Origin of the sequence: Streptomyces olivoverticillatus (genome assembly GCF_014203555.1) — a bacterium.
Lineage (GTDB): Bacteria > Actinomycetota > Actinomycetes > Streptomycetales > Streptomycetaceae > Streptomyces > Streptomyces olivoverticillatus.
Window position 1 is genome coordinate 141,423 of the sequence record NZ_JACHJH010000001.1, and the last position, 19,027, is coordinate 160,449.

The 19,027-nt window shown below is 71.3% G+C and carries 13 protein-coding genes; 4 read left to right on the forward strand and 9 right to left on the reverse strand.

Annotated features, from left to right (window positions below; translation table 11 throughout):
• Positions 1-21: 21 nt before the first annotated feature.
• Both FHS39_RS00685 and FHS39_RS00690 read right to left on the reverse strand, forming a co-directional pair.
• Positions 22-1,245: a cytochrome P450 gene (locus FHS39_RS00685; RefSeq protein WP_184345778.1), complete on the reverse strand. Its 1,224-nt coding sequence runs from the start codon at positions 1,243-1,245 to the stop codon at positions 22-24.
• A 171-nt stretch (positions 1,246-1,416) separates the two neighbouring features.
• Entirely contained in the window at positions 1,417-2,412 is a 996-nt protein-coding gene (locus FHS39_RS00690; RefSeq protein ID WP_184345779.1) for a TetR/AcrR family transcriptional regulator C-terminal domain-containing protein, read from the reverse strand.
• Between the two features lie 143 nt (positions 2,413-2,555).
• Between FHS39_RS00690 and FHS39_RS00695 the strand changes: the two genes are divergently transcribed.
• Positions 2,556-4,139, forward strand: a complete 1,584-nt coding sequence (locus FHS39_RS00695) for an MFS transporter (protein WP_184345780.1) — start codon at positions 2,556-2,558, stop codon at positions 4,137-4,139.
• A 69-nt stretch (positions 4,140-4,208) separates the two neighbouring features.
• On the opposite strand, the gene serA is transcribed toward FHS39_RS00695, so the two are convergent.
• From serA to FHS39_RS00725, 6 genes are all read right to left on the reverse strand, one after another.
• A complete protein-coding gene (serA, locus tag FHS39_RS00700) occupies positions 4,209-5,813 on the reverse strand; it encodes a phosphoglycerate dehydrogenase (protein WP_184345781.1) in 1,605 nt (534 codons plus the stop codon).
• Between the two features lie 276 nt (positions 5,814-6,089).
• Positions 6,090-7,091: a ketol-acid reductoisomerase gene (ilvC, locus tag FHS39_RS00705; protein ID WP_184345782.1), complete on the reverse strand. Its 1,002-nt coding sequence runs from the start codon at positions 7,089-7,091 to the stop codon at positions 6,090-6,092.
• A 146-nt stretch (positions 7,092-7,237) separates the two neighbouring features.
• Positions 7,238-7,762, reverse strand: coding sequence for an acetolactate synthase small subunit (ilvN, locus tag FHS39_RS00710; protein ID WP_184345783.1), 525 nt, complete (start codon positions 7,760-7,762; stop codon positions 7,238-7,240).
• 27 nt (positions 7,763-7,789) lie between these two features.
• On the reverse strand, positions 7,790-9,679 hold the full coding sequence (locus tag FHS39_RS00715; RefSeq protein ID WP_184345784.1) for an acetolactate synthase large subunit: 1,890 nt from the start codon (positions 9,677-9,679) through the stop codon (positions 7,790-7,792).
• A 229-nt stretch (positions 9,680-9,908) separates the two neighbouring features.
• Positions 9,909-12,818 (reverse strand): putative bifunctional diguanylate cyclase/phosphodiesterase, encoded by a 2,910-nt coding sequence (locus FHS39_RS00720; RefSeq protein ID WP_343069279.1) that lies wholly within the window; start codon positions 12,816-12,818, stop codon positions 9,909-9,911.
• 253 nt (positions 12,819-13,071) lie between these two features.
• Positions 13,072-14,046, reverse strand: a complete 975-nt coding sequence (locus tag FHS39_RS00725; protein WP_184345786.1) for a 2-hydroxyacid dehydrogenase — start codon at positions 14,044-14,046, stop codon at positions 13,072-13,074.
• Between the two features lie 73 nt (positions 14,047-14,119).
• Between FHS39_RS00725 and FHS39_RS00730 the strand changes: the two genes are divergently transcribed.
• The 3 genes from FHS39_RS00730 (at position 14,120) to FHS39_RS00740 (ending at position 16,623) form a co-directional block, all read left to right on the forward strand.
• The gene (locus FHS39_RS00730) at positions 14,120-15,130 is read left to right on the forward strand and encodes an aldo/keto reductase (RefSeq protein ID WP_184345787.1); all 1,011 of its coding nucleotides are present in this window, start codon (positions 14,120-14,122) and stop codon (positions 15,128-15,130) included.
• 124 nt (positions 15,131-15,254) lie between these two features.
• A complete protein-coding gene (locus tag FHS39_RS00735; RefSeq protein ID WP_343069280.1) occupies positions 15,255-16,373 on the forward strand; it encodes a PQQ-dependent sugar dehydrogenase in 1,119 nt (372 codons plus the stop codon).
• A gap of 85 nt (positions 16,374-16,458) precedes the next feature.
• Entirely contained in the window at positions 16,459-16,623 is a 165-nt protein-coding gene (locus tag FHS39_RS00740) for a DUF6191 domain-containing protein (protein WP_184345788.1), read from the forward strand.
• Positions 16,624-16,675: 52 nt separating this feature from the next.
• Here FHS39_RS00740 and FHS39_RS00745 read toward each other — a convergent pair whose 3' ends face one another.
• The gene (locus FHS39_RS00745; protein WP_184345789.1) at positions 16,676-18,913 is read right to left on the reverse strand and encodes an MMPL family transporter; all 2,238 of its coding nucleotides are present in this window, start codon (positions 18,911-18,913) and stop codon (positions 16,676-16,678) included.
• Positions 18,914-19,027 lie beyond the last annotated feature (114 nt).

A 19,027-nucleotide genomic window follows, 5' to 3' on the forward strand; every position in this document is an offset into this window, starting at 1 on the left:
CGGTGCTCCGTTCTCCGGTCGTCACCAGGCGACCGGCAATGCGTAGATGCCTTGCAGGGTGTCGGCGGGTTTGACGGGGATCTCGTCGGGGGCGACGGCCAGTCGCAGGGTGGGGATCCGGGTGATGAGGGTGCCGAGGGCGATCTCCATCTCGGTCCGGGCGAGGTTCTGGCCGAGGCACTGGTGGACGCCGTAGCCGAAGGCCACATGGTGGCGCGCGGAGCGGCGGACGTCGAGGGCGTCCGGGCGTTCGTAGGCGCCGGCGTCGCGGTTGATCACCGAGGTGGCGAGCAGGACGCCCTCCCCGGCGCGGATGGTCCGCCCCGCGATCTCGACGTCCTCGGTGGCCACCCGGACGAGGCCGTCGGCTATGGAGAGGTAGCGCAGCAGCTCCTCGACCGCGCCGGGCATCAGCGCCGGTTCGGCGCGTAATGCTTCGAGCTGGTCGGGGTGTTCGAGGAGGGTGAAGGTGCCGAGGGCGATCATGTTGGACGTGGTCTCGTGGCCGGCGATGAGCAGCACGAGGGCCATCATGACGAGTTCGTCGCGGTCTAGCTCGCCTTCGGCGAGGCGTTCGGAGACGAGCTCGCCGAGGATGCCCTCGAGCCCTCCGCCGGACTCGCCCTGCCGGGTGTCGATGAGCCGGTGGAGGTAGTCCTGCAGTTCGACCCTGGCCTCGGCGGCCTCCTCCGCGGTGGGCGCGGCGAGCAGGGCGCGGGAGCGGGACTCGAAGAACTCGTGGTCGCCGTAGGGAACTCCGAGCAGTGCGCAGATGACCATCGAGGGCACGGGCAGGGCGTAGGCGGAGACCAGTTCGGCCTCGTTTCCCTTGGCCAGCATCGTGTCGATGAGGCCGTCGACGATCCGCTGGATCTGCGGGCGCATGGCGGCGATGCGCTTGGTGCCGAAGTGCGGGATGAGCATGCGGCGCTGCCGGGAGTGACGGGGGTCGTCGACGCCGATCAGCGGGATCTCCACGTCGCTCTGGTTTTCGGCGCGCGGCATGACGACGGGGAAGCCCGGGTGCGCCCGGTCGGAGGAGAAGCGGGGGTCGACGAGCAGGGCGCGGGCTTCGGCGTGGCCGGTGACGGCCCAGACCTGGCGGCCGTCGTAGAGGGTCACCCGGGTCAGCGGCCCGTGGGCGGCCAGCCCGGGGTAGTCGGCGGGCGGCTGATAGGGACAGGTGCGGTCTTGGGGGAAGGCGGGGGCGGACGGGGCGGTGGCCTTGGCTCCGGTCGCGGTCACGGGTAACCTCCCAGAGAAAGCGGACTGGTGTCCTTGGGCAACCAGTACAACGAATGTGTACCGGTTACGTCCAGTACGCCCCGTCAGACCCCTTGGGCGCAACGCTATTTGCCCGCAGCGGAATCCGGCGCGCCGGGCGCGAGCCCCCGCCCGGCGTGCACCGACCCGCCCTCACTCCGTGCGGCGCCCCCGCCCCACCGGACGCGGGCGCCGCTCGTGCATGAGCTCCGTCAGCCCGTCCAGCAGCCTCGCCAGCCCGAAGTCGAACATCGTGTCGAGGGAGAAGTCGACTTCGGGGTCGGCCAGGATGCGCTCGTACATGGGGTAGTGGCCCGAGGAGATGAGCGCGCCCAGCTCCTCGAAGCGGGCCTCCATCCACTCGTCGTCCGTGAGGCCGGTGTCCTGCTCGGCCAGCGCCTCGTCCTCCAGGTTCACGGCGACGCCGCGGACGAATCCCGCGAGGGAGACCGTGATGTGCAGCATCTCGCTCGCGGACAGCCGGAGTTCACGGATCGGCTCCATCGTCCACTCCATCAGAGCGAGCGCGTTCGAGGAGATCAGCGGCCGGGTGAAGGACATCACCCTGGCGAGCCACGGATGGCGGCGGTAGAGGGCCCACTGGAGCCGCGCCGACGCCTCCAGCCTCCCCCGCCAGTGCGCGGGCGCCTGCGCCGGGAGCGCTATGTCGCCGAAGACGGCGTCCGCCATCAGCTCCACCAGCTCGGCCTTGCCGGGCACATGACGGTAGAGGGCCATGGTGGAGACGCCGAGCTCACCGGCGATGGCGCGCATCGACAGCCCCTCGGAGCCCTGGACGTCGGCGACGGCCACGGCGGTGCGCACCACGCGCTCGCTGGTGAGCGACGGATCGGCGCCGCGCTGCACCTTGCCGTGCCGGCGGGCCCGCACGGCCATCACGGCCTCGGGGGCCGAGTCCGGCGCGTGCACGACCGTGCCGACACCGGGCACCGCCCGCACCAGCCCCTCCTGCCGCAGCACCGCGAGCGCCTTGGTGGCGGTGGCCATGGCCACGCCCCACTCCTGGGTGATCCGCCGGGTGGACGGCACCTTCTCCCCCGCCCGCAGTTCGCCGGAGGCGATACGGGCGCGGAGCTCGGCGGCGATGCGGAGGTACGGCGGGTCGGCGGGCTGCCCTAGTGCGGTCATGAGCCGAGAATAGCAGCGGAGTGCCCTAGTGCCCTAGTGCACCCAAACCGCCTTCGTTGCCCAGGAGTCAGCTTGCTGCTTACGCTGTACGCGACTTCATATACGCCGTACGCATCAAGCCGTACCGCACTAGGGGGACCCCGATGCACCCGCATGACGAGACCGCCTCCGGCCCACGCGCCGGACGGAAGGAATGGACGGCGCTGGCCGTGCTGATGCTGCCGCTGCTGCTGGTGTCGATGGACGTCTCGGTGCTCTACTTCGCCGTGCCGTTCATCGCCCGCGATCTTCAGCCGAGCGGCACCCAGCAGCTGTGGATCTTCGACATCTACGGCTTCGTCCTGTCCGGCATGCTGCTGACCATGGGCGCGCTCGGTGACCGCATCGGCCGCCGCAAGCTGCTGCTGATCGGCGCCACCGCCTTCGGCGCGGCGTCGGTGGCCGCCGCCTACGCCCAGAGCCCCACCATGCTCATCGTCTGCCGGGCCGTGCTGGGCATCGGCGGGGCGACGCTGATGCCCTCGACGCTGGCGCTCGTGCGCAACATGTTCCGCGACGCCAAACAGCGCGCCACGGCCGTGGCCATCTGGTCGGCGGCCATGGCCAGCGGAATCTCGCTCGGGCCGGTGCTCAGCGGCTTCCTGCTGAACCACTTCTGGTGGGGCTCGGTCTTCCTGGTCAACCTGCCCGCCATGCTCCTGCTGCTGATCCTGGGACCGCTGCTCGTACCGGAGTTCAAGAGCCCGCCGACCGGCCGCCGCTTCGACCTGCTCAGCTCGCTGCTCTCCTTCGCGGCCGTGCTGCCCGTCGTCTACGGGCTCAAGGAGATGGCTGCGGACGGCTTCGCCGCCGGGCCGGCACTCTCCATCGCCGCCGGGCTCGCGGTCGGCGCCCTCTTCGTACGGCGGCAGCGGACGGCCGAGGAGCCGATGATCAGCCCGGAGCTGTTCCGGGGACGTGGCTTCGGCCCGGCGGTCGGCGTCAACGCGGTGGCCATGTTCGCGATGGCCGGCTTCACGGTGTTCTCGACGCAGTACATGCAACTGGTGCTCGGCAAGAGCCCGTTGGAGGCGGCACTGTGGTGCCTGATTCCGTCGGTCGCGGTGGGCGGCGCGGCTCCGGCGGCGACGGCACTGGTCCGCAAGGGCGTCGACCGCGCCTATGTCATCGGCGGCGGTTTCGCCGTCGCGGCGGTCGGCTACCTGGCGGCGCTGGCGGCCGGTGCCACCTCGGGCATCTGGGTGATCCTGGTGTCGGCGGGCATCGTCGCGGTGGGCATCGTCACCGTGATGAGCCTGATCACGGACCTGGCCCTGGACACCGCCCCGCCCCACCGGTCGAGCTCCGCGGCGGCCCTGCTCGAAACGGGTCAGGAGTTCGGAGCGGCCCTGGGCACCGCGGTGCTGGGCAGCCTCGGCACGGCTTTCTACCGCCACGACGTGACGGATGCGGTCCCGGCCACGCTGCCGCCGGAGACGTTCCGGACGGTGCACGAAACGCTGGGCAACGCCCTGGCCGCGGCGGGCCACTTGCCCTCCCCCATGGCTTCCGCGGTGGCGACGGCGGCCCGCGGCGCCTTCACCACGGGCATGCACGCGGCGGCGGTCGGCGCCGCGGTGGCGGTGACGGCGGGGGCGGTGCTGGCACCGATGCTGCTGCGGGGAGTGCGGCCCGCTGCTGCGGAAACGGCCCCGGAAGCGGCATCGGAGGCGGTCACCGCAGCGTGACGAACAGCCCGGCCGCCCGCTCGATGAGCGGGCGGCCGGGTCCTTGGCATTAAGCGCCGGGCTGTCGCGTCAGTCCGTCAGGTCGACCGCGCGGGCCGACACCGCACCGATCTCCACGGCGATCTCGGCCAGGACCGGGGCCGGGATCGACTCGTCGACCGTCAGCGCCACCAGCGCCTCGCCGCCCTCGACCGCGCGGGCCACCTGCATGCCCGCGATGTTGATGCCCGCCTCGCCGAGGATGCGGCCCACCGTGCCGACGACGCCCGGCCGGTCGCCGTAGCGGAGGAAGGCCATGTGCTCGGCGAGGGCCAGGTCCACGTCGTGGTCGCCGACCGCGACGATCTTCTTGAGGTGCTTGGGGCCGGCCAGGGTGCCGGAGATGGAGACCTCGGCGCCACCGGAGAGCGTGCCCCGGACGGTGACCACGTTGCGGTGGTCCGGGGACTCCGAGCCCGTGGTCAGCCGGACCTCGACGCCGCGCTCCTGGGCGAAGAGGGGGGCGTTGACGTAGGACACCGTCTCGTCGACGACGTCCTCGAACACGCCCTTGAGGGCGGAGAGTTCGAGCACCTTCACATCGTGCTGGGTGATCTCCCCGTACACCTCGACGTCGAGCCGCACCGCGACCTCGCCCGCCAGCGCGGTGAAGATGCGGCCGAGCTTCTCCGCCAGCGGCAGCGCGGGCTTGACGTCCTCGGCGATCACACCGCCCTGGACGTTGACCGCGTCCGGCACCAGCTCGCCGGCCAGCGCCAGGCGCACGGACTTGGCGACCGCGATGCCCGCCTTCTCCTGGGCCTCGCCCGTGGAGGCGCCCAGGTGCGGGGTGGCCACGACGTTGTCGAACTCGAAGAGCGGGGAGTCCGTGCACGGCTCGGAGGCGTAGACGTCCAGGCCGGCGCCCGCGACGCGGCCCTCCTTCAGGGCGGAGGCCAGCGCGGCCTCGTCCACGATGCCGCCGCGCGCGGCGTTGACGATCCGTACGCTCGGCTTGACCTTGTGCAGCGCCTCGTCGCCGATCAGACCCAGGGTCTCGGGGGTCTTGGGCAGGTGCACGGTGATGAAGTCCGAGACCTCCAGCAGCTCGTCCAGCGTCAGCAGCTTGACGCCCATCTGGGCGGCGCGCGCGGGCTGCACGTAGGGGTCGTAGGCGACGACCTTCATGCCGAAGGCGGCCATGCGCTGAGCGACGAGCACCCCGATCCGGCCGAGGCCGACGACACCCAGGGTCTTCTCGGACAGCTCCACGCCCGTGTACTTCGAGCGCTTCCACTCGCCGTTCTTGAGCGCGGAGTTGGCCTGCGGGATGTTGCGGGCGGTGGCGACCAGCAGGCCGCAGGCGAGCTCGGCGGCGGTGACGATGTTGGACGTCGGGGCGTTGACCACCATGACGCCCGCCTTGGTGGCGGCGGAGACGTCCACGTTGTCCAGTCCGACGCCGGCGCGGGCGACCACGCGCAGCCGCTTGGCGGCCGCGATGGCCTCGGCGTCGACCTTGGTGGCGGAGCGGACGAGGATGGCGTCGACGTCGGCGACGGCGGACAGCAGCGCGGCGCGGTCCGCGCCGTTGCAGTTCCGGATCTCGAAGTCCGGGCCGAGGGCGTCGACCGTCGCGGGCGACAGCTCTTCGGCGATGAGCACGACGGGTTTACGAGTCGAGGCAGTACTCACGTGGTCTCAGTCCTCACTAGTCCTGGGAGCCCCTCCCGTGCCCGAAGGGCTACGGGGGGAGGACGGCCGTCCCGACGGCCGAAGGCGGTGAAGGGGGCAGCCGCGTGGAAGACGCACGACGCTGTGAGCCTGACGCGTTTGTGCTCCGCAGTGTATCGGTGGTCGCAACCCGGTCCTGCGCCGCTGTGTAAACGTCACCCTTGGGTGGCTGGACACCATGGACAAAAGGCCGGGCGGGTCTGCACACGCAGACCCGCCCGGCCTTCCGCAAGGTGCCTACTCCTTGTCGTCCATCCAGCTCATCAGCTTGCGCAGCTTCTTGCCGGTGGTCTCCAGGAGGTGGTCCTGGTCGGCCTTCTTGTACTCGTTGTACTTGGGCAGGCCGTCCTGGTACTCCTTCATCCAGTTGGTGGCGAAGGTGCCGTCCTGGATCTCGCCCAGGACCTTCTTCATCTCGGCCTTGGTGGCGTCGTTGACGATGCGCGGGCCGGTGACGTAGTCGCCCCACTCGGCGGTCTCGGAGACCGACCAGCGCATCTTCTCCAGGCCGCCCTCGTACATCAGGTCCACGATCAGCTTGAGCTCGTGGAGGCACTCGAAGTACGCGATCTCCGGCTGGTAGCCCGCCTCGACCAGGGTCTCGAAGCCCGCCTTGACCAGCGCGGAGGCGCCGCCGCAGAGCACGGCCTGCTCGCCGAAGAGGTCGGTCTCCGTCTCCTCGGTGAACGTCGTCTTGATGACGCCCGCACGGGTGCCGCCGATGGCCTTGGCGTAGGAGAGGGCGAGCGCGAAGGCGCCGCCGGTGGCGTCCTGCTCGACGGCCGCGATGCACGGGACGCCGCGGCCCTCCTCGTACTGACGACGCACCAGGTGGCCCGGGCCCTTGGGGGCGACCATGCAGACGTCGACGCCGGCCGGGGGCTTGATGAAGCCGAAGCGGATGTTGAAGCCGTGGCCGAAGAAGAGCGCGTCGCCGTCCTTGAGGTGGTCCTTGACGGACTCCTCGTAGACCTTGGCCTGGATCGGGTCCGGGACCAGGATCATGATGACGTCGGCCTCGGCGGCGGCCTCGGCGGGGGTGACCACGCGCAGGCCCTGCTCCTCGGCCTTCACCTTGGACGTCGAGCCCTCGTGCAGACCCACGCGGACGTCGACGCCCGAGTCGCGCAGCGACAGCGCGTGGGCGTGGCCCTGGCTGCCGTAACCGAGGACCGCGACCTTGCGGCCCTGGATGATGGACAGGTCGGCGTCGTTGTCGTAGAACAGCTCGGCAGCCACGTGGGGTATCTCCTTGAGTGCGGTTGTGCGTCCCACCGTATGACGGGCGGACGGGGGAAGGTCTTCGGGGATCGGGTATATCGGTCTTCGGCCAACCGAACGGCTCGATCGCGCGAGCCGCGCGCCCTACCGGACGGCGGCCGGGCTCAGGCCGAGCGCTCCAGCGCCCGCAGGCTGCGGTCCGTGATGGAGCGGGCGCCCCGGCCTATGGCGATCGTGCCGGACTGCACCAGCTCCTTGATGCCGAACGGCTCCAGCATCTTGAGCATGGCGCCGAGCTTGTCGGTGCCGCCGGTGGCCTCGATGGTGACGGCCTCCGGGGAGACGTCGACGGTCTTGGCGCGGAACAGCTTGACGATCTCGACGATCTGGGAGCGCGTCTCGTTGTCGGCGCGGACCTTCACCAGGACGAGCTCGCGCTGGATGGCCGCGGCGTCCTCCAGCTCGACGATCTTGAGCACGTTGACGAGCTTGTTGAGCTGCTTGGTGACCTGCTCCAGGGGCAGCGACTCGACGTTGACGACGATCGTGATGCGGGAGATGTCGGGGTGCTCGGTGACCCCGACCGCGAGCGAGTCGATGTTGAAGCCGCGGCGGGAGAACAGGGCGGCGATCCGGGCGAGGATGCCGGGGGTGTTCTCCACCAGGACGGAGAGGGTGTGCTTGGTCATGGGCTCGTACTCTCTTCTCGCGGTCCCTCAGTCGTCTTCGTTGTCGCCGAAGTCCGGGCGGACGCCCCGGGCGGCGAGGATCTCGTCGTTGGACGTCCCGGCAGCGACCATCGGCCAGACCATGGCGTCCTGATGGACGATGAAGTCCACCACGACCGGGCGGTCGTTGATGGCATTGGCCTGCTCGATGACGGCGTCGAGCTCGGCCGGGTCCTCACAGCGCAGGCCCACGCAGCCCATGGCATCGGCGAGCTTGACGAAGTCCGGGACGCGGGTGCCCGCGCAGGGCTCCTTGCCGGAGCCCGTGGCGGAGCCACCATTGGACACTGCGGGCCCGGAGTGCAGCACGGTGTTGGAGTAGCGCTGGTTGTAGAAGAGGGTCTGCCACTGGCGGACCATGCCCAGGGCGCCGTTGTTGATGATGGCGACCTTGATGGGGATGTTGTTCAGCGCGCAGGTGACCAGTTCCTGATTGGTCATCTGGAAGCAGCCGTCGCCGTCGACGGCCCACACCGTGCGGTCCGGCATGCCGGTCTTGGCGCCCATCGCCGCGGGGACGGCGTAGCCCATCGTGCCCGCGCCACCGGAGTTGAGCCAGGTCTGGGGCTTCTCGTAGTCGATGAAGTGCGCGGCCCACATCTGATGCTGGCCGACGCCCGCCGCGAAGATGGTGTCCTCGGGGGCGAGCTGCCCGATGCGCTGGATGACCTGCTGCGGGGAGAGGCTGCCGTCCTCGGGCTGGTCGTAGCCGAGCGGGTAGGTCTCGCGCCAGCGGTTGAGGTCGTCCCACCAGGCGGCGTAGTCACCGGTGTGGCCCTCGGCGTGCTCGTGCTGCACGGCGACGATCAGGTCGGCGAGGACCTCGCGGGCGTCACCGACGATCGGCACGTCGGCGACGCGGTTCTTGCCGATCTCGGCCGGGTCGATGTCGGCATGGACGACCTTGGCGTAGGGCGCGAAGGAGTCCAGCTTGCCGGTGACCCGGTCGTCGAAGCGCGCGCCCAGGGCCACGATGAGGTCGGCCTTCTGCAGGGCGGTGACGGCGGCGACCGAGCCGTGCATGCCGGGCATGCCGACGTGCAGCGGGTGGCTGTCGGGGAAGGAGCCCAGCGCCATCAGCGTGGTGGTGACGGGGGCGCCGGTCAGCTCGGCGAAGACCTTGAGCTCGGCGGTGGCCTGCGCCTTCATCACGCCGCCGCCGACATAGAGCACCGGGCGCCTGGCCTGGGTGATCAGCTTGGCGGCCTCGCGGATCTGCTTGGCGTGCGGCTTGGTCACCGGGCGGTAGCCGGGCAGGTCGGTGTGGGGCGGCCAGACGAAGGTGGTGCGCGCCTGCAGCGCGTCCTTGGCGATGTCCACCAGCACCGGGCCGGGGCGGCCGGTGGAGGCCACGTGGAAGGCCTCGGCGATCGTGCGCGGGATCTCCGCCGGGTCCGTGACCAGCCAGTTGTGCTTGGTGATCGGCATGGTGATGCCGCAGATGTCCGCCTCCTGGAAGGCGTCCGTGCCGATCGCCTTGGACGCGACCTGGCCGGTGATGGCGACCAGCGGGACGGAGTCCATGTGGGCGTCGGCGATGGGGGTGACCAGGTTGGTGGCGCCGGGCCCCGAGGTGGCCATGCAGACCCCGACCTTGCCCGTGGCCTGCGCGTAGCCGGTGGCCGCGTGGCCGGCGCCCTGCTCGTGGCGGACGAGGATGTGGCGGACCTTCGAGGAGTCCATCATCGGGTCGTACGCCGGGAGGATCGCGCCGCCGGGGATGCCGAAGACGGTGTCGCACCCCACCTCTTCCAGCGCGCGGATGAGGGACTGGGCACCCGTGACCTGCTCCACGATGGCGGGCTGCTGCGCCGCGCCGGTGCGGGCCCGCGGCTGCGGATGATGATGGGGCCCGGTGGCCTGCTCTGTCATCGACATTCTCTTCTCGAAGGTTTCGGATTCGCGGATTCGAGGGCTTCTGCGGTTCTGCGGTGACTTCGGTGGATCGATGCAACAAAAAACCCCTCGTGCCGTGAGGCAAACGAGGGGAGCGCGCCGGTGCGTTCAGCAGGGCTTGAAAGGATTGCCTGCTTCAGCCGACGCGCTGTCCAAGTACGAGAATTCGGGTGCGCATGTGACCGACCCTCCCTCTGGTACCTGGGGTGTGTCAAGTGGGTGGGACGGGCGTCTCATTATTTGAGCGCAATGGAGCATGGGCCAGCGCCCCGGCACCGCCCGCCGCGCCGGAGCGTACGGGCAGTGCACCGCCGACGAGCACCTCGTTTCCGCCGTCCGCAGGATCACCCGGGAGGGTGAGCGGTCCGGAGGGCAGGACGTAGGGGGAACGGTCGAGGGCGTGTCGCATCCGGTGCTCGTCGAGGGCCCCGGCGAAGGCGGCCCCCTGGCCGTGGGTGCACCCCATGGCCCGCAGGACGCGAGCCTGCTCGGGCTCGTCGACCCCGTCGGCCACCGACTGCATGCCGAGGTCGCAGGCGATCCTCAGCAGCCCCGCGGTGATCTTGTGCAGGCGGGCGGAATCGGTCACTCCGTCGACGAGCTCGCGGTCGAGCTTGAGGACGTCGATCGGGAGCCTGCGCAGTGCAGCCATCGCCGCGTATCCGCTGCCGAAGCCGTCGAGCGCCACCCGCACCCCGAAGCGGCGCAGGGAGACCAGCCGCCGCTCCAGCTCGTCGAGCGGGATGCGCGGATCGCCGCCGGAGAGCTCCAGCACGAGCGAGCCGGAGGGCAGGCCGTGGCGGAGGATGAGCGCCTCGACGCTCTTGGGCGGCAGCGACTTGTCGAGCAGCCGGGCGGCGGGCATCCGGACGTGGACGGGCACGGTGTAGCCCGCGCGGCGGCGCTGGGCGGCCTGCTCGGCGGCCCGCTCCAGCGTCCAGCGGCCGAGCTCGGCGGTGCGGACGGATTCGTCGCCCCGCTCCATTTCGGCCACGCGCAGGAACTCGTCGGGGGTGAAGAGGATGCCCTGGGCCGAGCGCCAGCGGGCCTGGGCGCAGACGGCGGTGATCCGGCCGGTGGCCAGCTCGACGACCGGCTGGTGGAGCAGGGCGAACTCCCCCTCGTGCAGAGCGGTGCGCAGCCGCGTGGCCAGCTCGGCGCGGCGGACGACGTCGGCCTGCATCTGGGGGGCGTACAGCTCCACGCGGCCCTTTCCGGCCTGCTTGGCGCGGTACATGGCGAGGTCTGCGTTGCGCATGAGGTCGCCGTGGGTGATGCCGGGCTCGGCGAAGGCGACGCCGATGCTGGCGGCGACGCGCACCTCGGTGCCGCCCTCGACCAGGTAGGGCTGGGAGAGGGTGAGCCGCAGCCGGTCGGCGATCTCCAGGATGCGGTATTCGCGCGCGGCGGCGTCGCGGGTGCCGTCGCCGATGATGAGCGCGGCGAACTCGTCCCCGCCGAAGCGGGCCGTGGAATCCCCCGCGCGGACCGAGTCCTGGAGCCGGCGGGCGGCCTGTACCAGCAGCTCGTCGCCCGCCTGGTGGCCCACGCTGTCGTTGACGGCCTTGAAGCCGTCGAGGTCGATGAAGAGCACGGCCGTCCCGGCGTCGGTCACTCTGCGGCCGGCGAGCGCCTGCTGGACGCGCTTGGTGAACAGGGCGCGGTTGGGCAGGTCGGTGAGCGGGTCGTGCTCGGCGGTGTGCTGCAACTGGGCCTGGAGCCGGACGCGTTCGGTGACGTCCCGGCTGTTGAAGATCAGACCGCCGTGGTGGCGGTTGACGGTGGACTCGACGTTGAGCCAGTCGCCGGTGCCGGAGCGGAAGCGGCACTCGATGCGGGTGGTGGGCTCCTCGGCGGGCGGTGCCGCGAGGAAGCGGCGCACCTCGTGCACCACCCGCCCCAGGTCTTCGGGGTGGATGAGCGAGGCCAGCTCGGAGCCGATGAGCTCTTCGGCGTCGCGGCCGTAGACGCCCGTGGCGGCCGGGCTGACGTAGCGCAGTATCCCGGTGGGTGCGGCGATCATGATGACGTCGCTGGAGCCCTGCACCAGGGAGCGGAAGTGGTTCTCCTTCTGGGCCAGTTCCTGGGTGAGGGAGATGTTGTCGAGCAGCATGATGCCCTGGCGGATGACGAGCGCCAGGACGACCGTGCAGCCGGTGAAGAGCACCACGCGGTCGACGTGGTGGCCGTCGAGGACGTTGTAGAGGATCCCCAGGGTGCAGACGGCCGCGGCCAGGTACGGGGTGAGGGCCGCGAGCGAGCCGGCGATGGGGCGGCCCGCGTGCTGCACGGCGGTGCGGCCCCGGCGCACGGGGGCCTCCTCGCCCTCCTCGCGGGCCACCCAGGGTGCGTAGGCCATCAGCATGTAGCCCGCGAACCATCCGGCGTCGAGGATCTGGCCGGAGCGGTAGTTGGCGCGCAGCAGCGGCGAGGTGAACAGGGCGTCGCACAGGACGGTCAGGGCGAGGGCCGCGATGGCGGTGTTGATCGCGGACCGGTTGGCGGACGAGCGCTTGAAGTGCAGCGCCAGCACCATGGACACCAGCACGATGTCCAGCAGCGGGTAGGCGAGGGAGAGCGCGGCGTGCGCGACGGTCTCGCCCGAGAAGTGCGCGGTGTGGGCGAGGGCCAGGCTCCAGGAGAGCGTCAGCAGCGAGCCGCCGATGAGCCAGGAGTCCAGGCCCAGGCAGACCCAGCCGGCGCGGGTGACCGGGCGCCGGGCGAGGACCAGCAGGCCGATGATGGCGGGCGGCGCGAAGAGCAGGAAGCAGAAGTCGGCCGGGCAGGGGCTGGGCACCTGCCGGCCGAGCACGACCTCGTACCAGCCCCAGACGAAGTTGCCGAAGCCGGCCATCGCGGAGGAGGCGGCGAACAGCAGCCAGGCGGGGCGGAAGCGGGTGGAGCGGGTGCGCCCGTACCACAGGCAGGAGGCCGCGGCGAGGCCCGCGGCGCCGCTGAGCCCGAAGTCGCCCATGGTGAGCGCCAGCTCGGCGCCGCCCCACCCCAACACGGCGCCCGTGGCGTAACCGCCGCAGACGAGGGCGAGCAGGAGCTGGGGCACCACCCCCGTCCCGCCGCCGCCGAGGGACCGGCGGGGCAGGGCCGCTCCGGAGGCGCTCACCGCGCCGCCGTCCCGGGCCGGTGAAGTCGTGCTCGGTGCATGACCCGCGTCGGGTTGATCGTCCATTGGCCGTGCATCGCCCGTCGCCCCCCTCGAGTTCCGGTACATCGCTGCGCCCGTACGGTGCAGGGCGCAGCCCCCGGTCCGGACGATACACCAGACTCGTCACTCAGGGACATAGCTCATATACATAGCGTAACTAGCTACGGGATTACGGATACGGAGCGCAGCCAAACGATGCCTCTACGTGGTATCAGGCCTCGCTGGTCACGACGTTGCGCAAGGGCTCGTCCCGTACGAATCTGGCCAGTTGATCGCGTAGGAGGGCCTTGGCTCGGGGGGCGAAGGCCGAAGAGGGCCCGCCCACGTGCGGGGTGATGAGCGTGCCCGGTGCGCTCCACAGCGGGTGGCCGGGCGGCAGGGGTTCGGGGTCGGTGACGTCGAGGGCGGCGCGCAGCCGTCCGTTCTCCAACTCGCGCAGGAGCGCTTTGGTATCGACGATTCCGCCGCGGGCGACGTTCACCAGCAGCGCGCCGTCCTTCATCCGGGCGAGGAACTCCGCGTCGGCCATGCCCCGGGTCTCCTCGGTGAGCGGCGTCACCAGGATCACCACATCGGCGTCGGGGAGGAGGGCGGGCAGGTCGGCGACCGAATGGACCGGGCCTCGTGCTGTCATACGCGAGGAGCGCGCGACGCGCACGACCCGCGCGCACTCAAAGGGCACAAGCCGGTCTTCGACGGCGCTGCCGATGGAGCCGTATCCCACGATGAGCACGGACGAGTCGGCGAGCGCCGGGCGGAAACCCTGGCGCCACTCCTGGGCGTCCTGTGCGCGTACGAAGCCGGGAACGTCCCGCAGCGAGGCCAGCACCAGCGCCAGCGCGAGCTCTGCGGTGGATGCGTCGTGCAGCCCCCGGGCGCTGCACAGCCGGGCGCCGGGCGGCAGCAGCGACAGCGCGGGCAGCAGGTCGTCGACCCCCGCGGTCAGCGCCTGCACCACCTTGACCTTCGGCATCAACGGCAGGGGCCGCAGGGACACCGTGGTGCCCTTGAGGTAGGGGACGCAGTAGAAGACGCAACGGGCGGGATCGGTGGGGAAGTCCGGCTCGCCATTCCAGTACGCGTACTCCAGCCCGTCCGGCAGCCCCTCGATCTCCTCGGGGCGGATCGGCAGCCAGGCGAGGGGGCGGCCTTCGTCGGTACCGGTACCGCTGTGATCTGCACTCATGCCTGGAGGCTATGCGAAGAGGCCCGCACCGCAGAGGTTAGTTTGGGGGCGAGGAACGGGAGGGGAACGGCCGGTGGAGCGCAGGACAATCGGTGCGGCGGCGCTCGAAGTGGGCGCGATCGGCCTCGGGTGCATGCCCATGCACTGGGCGTACACCGCCTCCCAGCAGGGCGGCGAGGGCGCGCTGCGCACGGTCCACGCGGCGCTGGACGCCGGGGCGTCCCTGCTGGACACCGCCGATATGTACGGGCCGTTCACCAATGAGTTGCTGGTGGGGCGGGTGTTGCGGGAGCGCCGCTCCGAGGCGTTCGTGTCCACCAAGTGCGGGCTGCTGGTGGGCGATCAGCACATCGTCGCCAACGGCCGCCCCGGCTATGTGAAGCGGGCGTGCGACGCCTCGCTGCGGCGGCTGCAGACCGATGTGATCGACCTCTACCAGCTGCACCGGCCGGACCCGGAGGTGCCGGTGGAGGAGACGTGGGGGGCGATGGCGGAGCTGGTCTCGGCCGGCAAGGTGCGGGCGCTGGGCTGGTGCGCGATAGGGGCGCGCGCCCAGCGCAGATTCGGCTCCACCGCCGGGGCGGGGACCGGAATGTACGACGCGACGATCCGGCACCTGGAGCGGGTGCAGCAGGTCTTCCCGGTGAGTTGCGTGCAGGCGGAGCTGTCGGTCTGGTCGCGGGAGGCGCTGGACCGGCTGGTGCCGTGGTGCGCCTCGCGGGGGGTGGGGGTGCTGGCCGCAATGCCGCTGGGGAATGGTTTCCTCAGTGGCACGCTCACCCCGGGCCAGGGCTTCGAGCCGGAGGACGTACGGGCCCGGCATCCGCGCTTCACCGCCGAGATGATGGCTGCCAACCAGCCGATAGTGGCCGGGCTGCGCAGGGTCGCCGCCCGGCACGGCGCCACCGCCGCCCAGGCCGCCCTGGCCTGGGTGCTGGCCCAGGGGCGGCACGTGGTGCCGGTGCCGGGCACGAAGAAGGCCCGGTGGGCGGTGCAGAACGCGGCGGCAGCCGAACTGCGCCTCTCCGCGGCTGACTTGGCCGAGATCACGGCGCTGCCCAAGGCCATGGGTTCCTGGGACTGATCCCTCCCCCGCGCCGACGGCTGCCGGAAGAGACCGTTTCGGCGGGCCGCGGGGTGTATCAAGGTACGGCGAGCGTCCGTCCTGCCCCGTTTCCGGCGGGCTCTTCCGGCGAGAGGATCGCACCGTGCGACGAAGCCCGACCGGCATCACGGCCGCGCTGGCGGCGGCCACCGCCCTGCTGTTGCTCGCCGGCTGCTCGGACGGCGGCCCGTCCGGCACCGGCGGGTCTGCCGCCTCCGCGCCCCCGGCCAAGGGCACCGTCGACGTCGTCCGGACGGTCGCCACGAAGCTCCGCTCTCCCTGGGGACTCGCCGCGCTGCCCGGCGGCGACCTGCTGGTCGGCTCGCGCGACAGCGGGAAGATCGTACAGATCGCGGCGCGGGACGGCAGGCAGAGCGAGCTGGGCACGGTCCCCGGCGTCTCGCACACGGAGGAGGGCGGGCTGCTGGGGCTGGCCCTCTCCCCCGGCTACGCCGACGACCACCTGCTGTACGCCTACTTCACCACCGACTCGGACAACCGCATCGCCCGGATGCGCGTCGACGAGCGGCAGCCCGAGGGCCGGCGGCTCGGCGCCCCCGACACCATCCTGCGCGGCATTCCCAAGGGCGTCATCCACAACGGCGGACGGATCACCTTCGGCCCCGACCGGATGCTGTACGCGGGGACGGGCGAGTCCGGGCGGCGGGCGCTCTCCGAGGACAAGTCGTCGCTCGGCGGCAAGATCCTGCGGATGACGCCCGACGGCCGCCCCGCGCCCGGCAACCCCGAGGCCGGTTCGGTGATCTACACCTTCGGCCACCGCAATGTGCAGGGCCTGGCGTGGGACACGGACAAGCGGCTGTGGGCCTCGGAATTCGGCCAGGACACCTGGGACGAGATCAACCTGATCGAACCGGGGCACGACTACGGCTGGCCGGTGGTCGAGGGAAAGGCGGGCAGGCCTGGCTACACCGACCCCGTGGAACAGTGGCGCCCCGCCGACGCCTCGCCCAGCGGGCTGGCCTACGCCAAGGGCTCGCTCTGGATGGCCGGACTGCGCGGCCGGCGGCTGTGGCGCATCCCCGTCGCGGGCGGCAAACCGGCCGGGGCACCGCAGGACTTCCTGCACAGCCGCTACGGACGGCTGCGCTCGGTGCTCGCCACGGACGACGGCGGGCTGTGGCTGACCACGAGCAACACCGACGGCCGCGGCGAACCGAGCCGGGACGACGACCGGCTGTTGCTGCTCAAGGTGACATAACGGACTTGGGCGCGTTCCGCCGTATCGCACACCTGTCTGCCTAGACTGGAAAGCACGGTGGGGCCGTAAGGCGACGGGAGTTGAGATGTTCAACGTGATCGAGGAACTGTTCGCACCGGGCCGTGAGCACACCGAGGAGGAGCGCAACCGACTCGAACTGTGCCGCGACGAAACCGGCGACGCGGACCCGGGCAAGGGCCCGATCGACCTCGACTCCGGCCACGTCGTCATCCGCCCGCGGCGGGGGTGAACAACCGCAGCCGGCCCGGCTTTGAGGGCCGTAAGTGCCCTGCCTGGGCGCCTTAGAGAGCCGACGAGGAGCCTGCGCCGTTCAGCACCGCCGGCTCGTTCGGGCGGGGCTGTGGGATCAGGGTGGCCTCCACCACCGTCACGGTCTGCTCCGGCGGTTCGATGCTGATGCGCGGGAGCAGGCGGTCCAGCCATGCGGGCAGCCACCAGTTGGCGCCGCCCAGCATGTGCATCAGAGCCGGCACCAAGAGGGTACGCAGGACGAACGCGTCCAGGGCTACCGCGGTGGCGAGGCCGATGCCGAACATCGCGATGACGCGGTCGCCGCTGAGCACGAAGGCCAGGAAGACGGAGATCATGATGACGGCCGCGGAGTTGATGACGCGGCTGGTCTCGGCGAGACCGACCCGCACCGCCCGGCAGTTGTCGCGGGTGGCCAGCCACTCCTCGTACATGCGGCTGACGAGGAAGACCTGGTAGTCCATGGAGAGGCCGAAGAGGACCGAGACCATGACCACCGGCAGGAACGGTTCTATGGGCCCGGCGCCGCCCAGGCCGAGGGATTCGCCGCCCCAGCCCCACTGGAAGATCGCGACGATCAGGCCGAAGGACGAGGCGACGGCCGCGATGTTCATGGCGGCGGCCTTGAGCGGTATGCCGATGCTGCGGAAGGCCAGCAGCAGGAGCACGCAGCCCAGGCCCACCACGGTGCCCACGAACAGCGGGAGTTTGCCGAGGATGACGGCCGCGAAGTCGTCGTAGCTCGCGGTCACCCCGCCGACGCGGACCTTCGGGCCGATGCCGCCGGTGGCCTTGGGCAGGACGGTGCTGCGCAGCCGGTCGACGAGGGCGCTGGTGGCGCGGGACTGCGGCGAGGTGGTGGGGACGACGGTGATGACACCGGTGTCGCGGGCCGCGCTGAGCTCCGGGGCGCTCACGGAGGCGATGCCCGGCGTGTGCCGGAGGGTGTCGGGGAGCTTGCCGAAGGCGAGCCGGTCGGCGGCGCTGTCCAGGGGCGCCACCAGCGTCAGGGGGCCGTTGACCCCGGGGCCGAAGCCGCGGGCGAGCATGTCGTAGGCCTGCCGGGTGGTGCTCGACGCGGGGTTGTTGCCCTGGTCGGAGGTGCCCAGGTGGAGGGAGAGGGTGGGCAGCGCCAGGACCAGCATGACGGCAGCCGCGAGGGTGCCCAGCAGCTTGGGGTGGCGTTCGACGAAGGCGGACCAGCGGGCGGCCAGACCGGTGGTGCTCTCCGGGCGGGGCTCCCCGAGGGCGAGGCGGCGGCGTTCCCGGCGGCTGAGGGCGCGGGGGCCGATGATGCCGAGCAGGGCGGGCAGCAGGGTGACGGAGGCGGCCACGGTCAGCACGACGGTCAGTGAGGCCGCTATCGCCACTCCGTTGAGGAAGCTCAGGCGGAGGATGAGCATGCCGAGCAGCGCCACGCAGACCGTGCCGCCCGCGAAGACGACGGCGCGCCCGGTGGTGGCCACGGCCCGCTCCGCCGCGACGGCCACCGGCAGGCCCTGCCTGAGGCCCTTGCGGTGCCGGGTGACGATGAACAGGGCGTAGTCGATGCCCACGCCGAGCCCGATGAGGGTGCCGAGCATGGGCGCGAAGCCGGCGACGTTCATGACGTGCCCGAGCAGGGTGGTCCCCATGGAGGCGGTGCCCACGCCGACGAGGGCGGTGGCGATGGGCAGCACGCTGGCCGCGAGCGATCCGAAGACGACGAACAGCACGACCGCGGCGACGACCACGCCGATGATCTCGCTGAGGTGTCCGCTCGCGCCCTCGGTGGTGCCGATGGTGCTGCCGCCCAGGGCGACGCTGAGATTGCCGTCGGCCGCCTTGCGGGCGGTGTCGACGACCTTCTGCACTTCGGCCTTGCCGGGGCCGCCTGCCGTGCTGTCGAAGGTCAGGGAGGCGTAGGCGGTGTGCCGGTCCTTGCTGACGAGGCCGGAGGCGCCGGAGGACGCGTACGGGCTGTCGACGTGCGCGACGCCGGGCAGGGCGGCGACCTCGTGCAGGGTGGTCTTCATGCGCTGCTCGACATCGGCGGCGCGTACGGTGCCGTGCTCGGTGTGCCAGACGATGGTGTCGTCGCCGCTCTGGCCGGGGAAGGCCTTCTGCAGCAGGGCGGTGGCGCGGGCGGATTCGGTGCCGGGGACGCTGTAGTCGTCGGAGTAGGACGACCCGGCGAGCGTGGCCGCCGCGATGCTGCCCACGAGGGCGGCGAGCCACAGCACGACGACCGTGAAGCGGCGGCGCAGGCACCATCGGGCGAGTGAGGTCATGTCGGCTTCCGGGTATCGGTATCGCGTCGATCACGCCGGGACATGCCCCGTGGTTCCGACAGCAAGAGACTGGGCGAAGGCCGCATGAGGGACCTCTGCCGACCTCACTGTGAC

What these genes read in the sequence shown, in the direction of transcription:
- FHS39_RS00690 (WP_184345779.1), bottom strand. Translation starts at nt 2,412, where the DNA reads ATGACCGCACTAGGGCAGCCCGCCGACCCGCCGTACCTCCGCATCGCC.
- FHS39_RS00695 (WP_184345780.1), top strand. Translation starts at nt 2,556, where the DNA reads ATGCACCCGCATGACGAGACCGCCTCCGGCCCACGCGCCGGACGGAAG.
- ilvN (WP_184345783.1), bottom strand. Translation starts at nt 7,762, where the DNA reads ATGACCAAGCACACCCTCTCCGTCCTGGTGGAGAACACCCCCGGCATC.
- FHS39_RS00715 (WP_184345784.1), bottom strand. Translation starts at nt 9,679, where the DNA reads ATGTCGATGACAGAGCAGGCCACCGGGCCCCATCATCATCCGCAGCCG.
- FHS39_RS00725 (WP_184345786.1), bottom strand. Translation starts at nt 14,046, where the DNA reads ATGAGTGCAGATCACAGCGGTACCGGTACCGACGAAGGCCGCCCCCTC.
- FHS39_RS00740 (WP_184345788.1), top strand. Translation starts at nt 16,459, where the DNA reads ATGTTCAACGTGATCGAGGAACTGTTCGCACCGGGCCGTGAGCACACC.
- FHS39_RS00745 (WP_184345789.1), bottom strand. Translation starts at nt 18,913, where the DNA reads ATGACCTCACTCGCCCGATGGTGCCTGCGCCGCCGCTTCACGGTCGTC.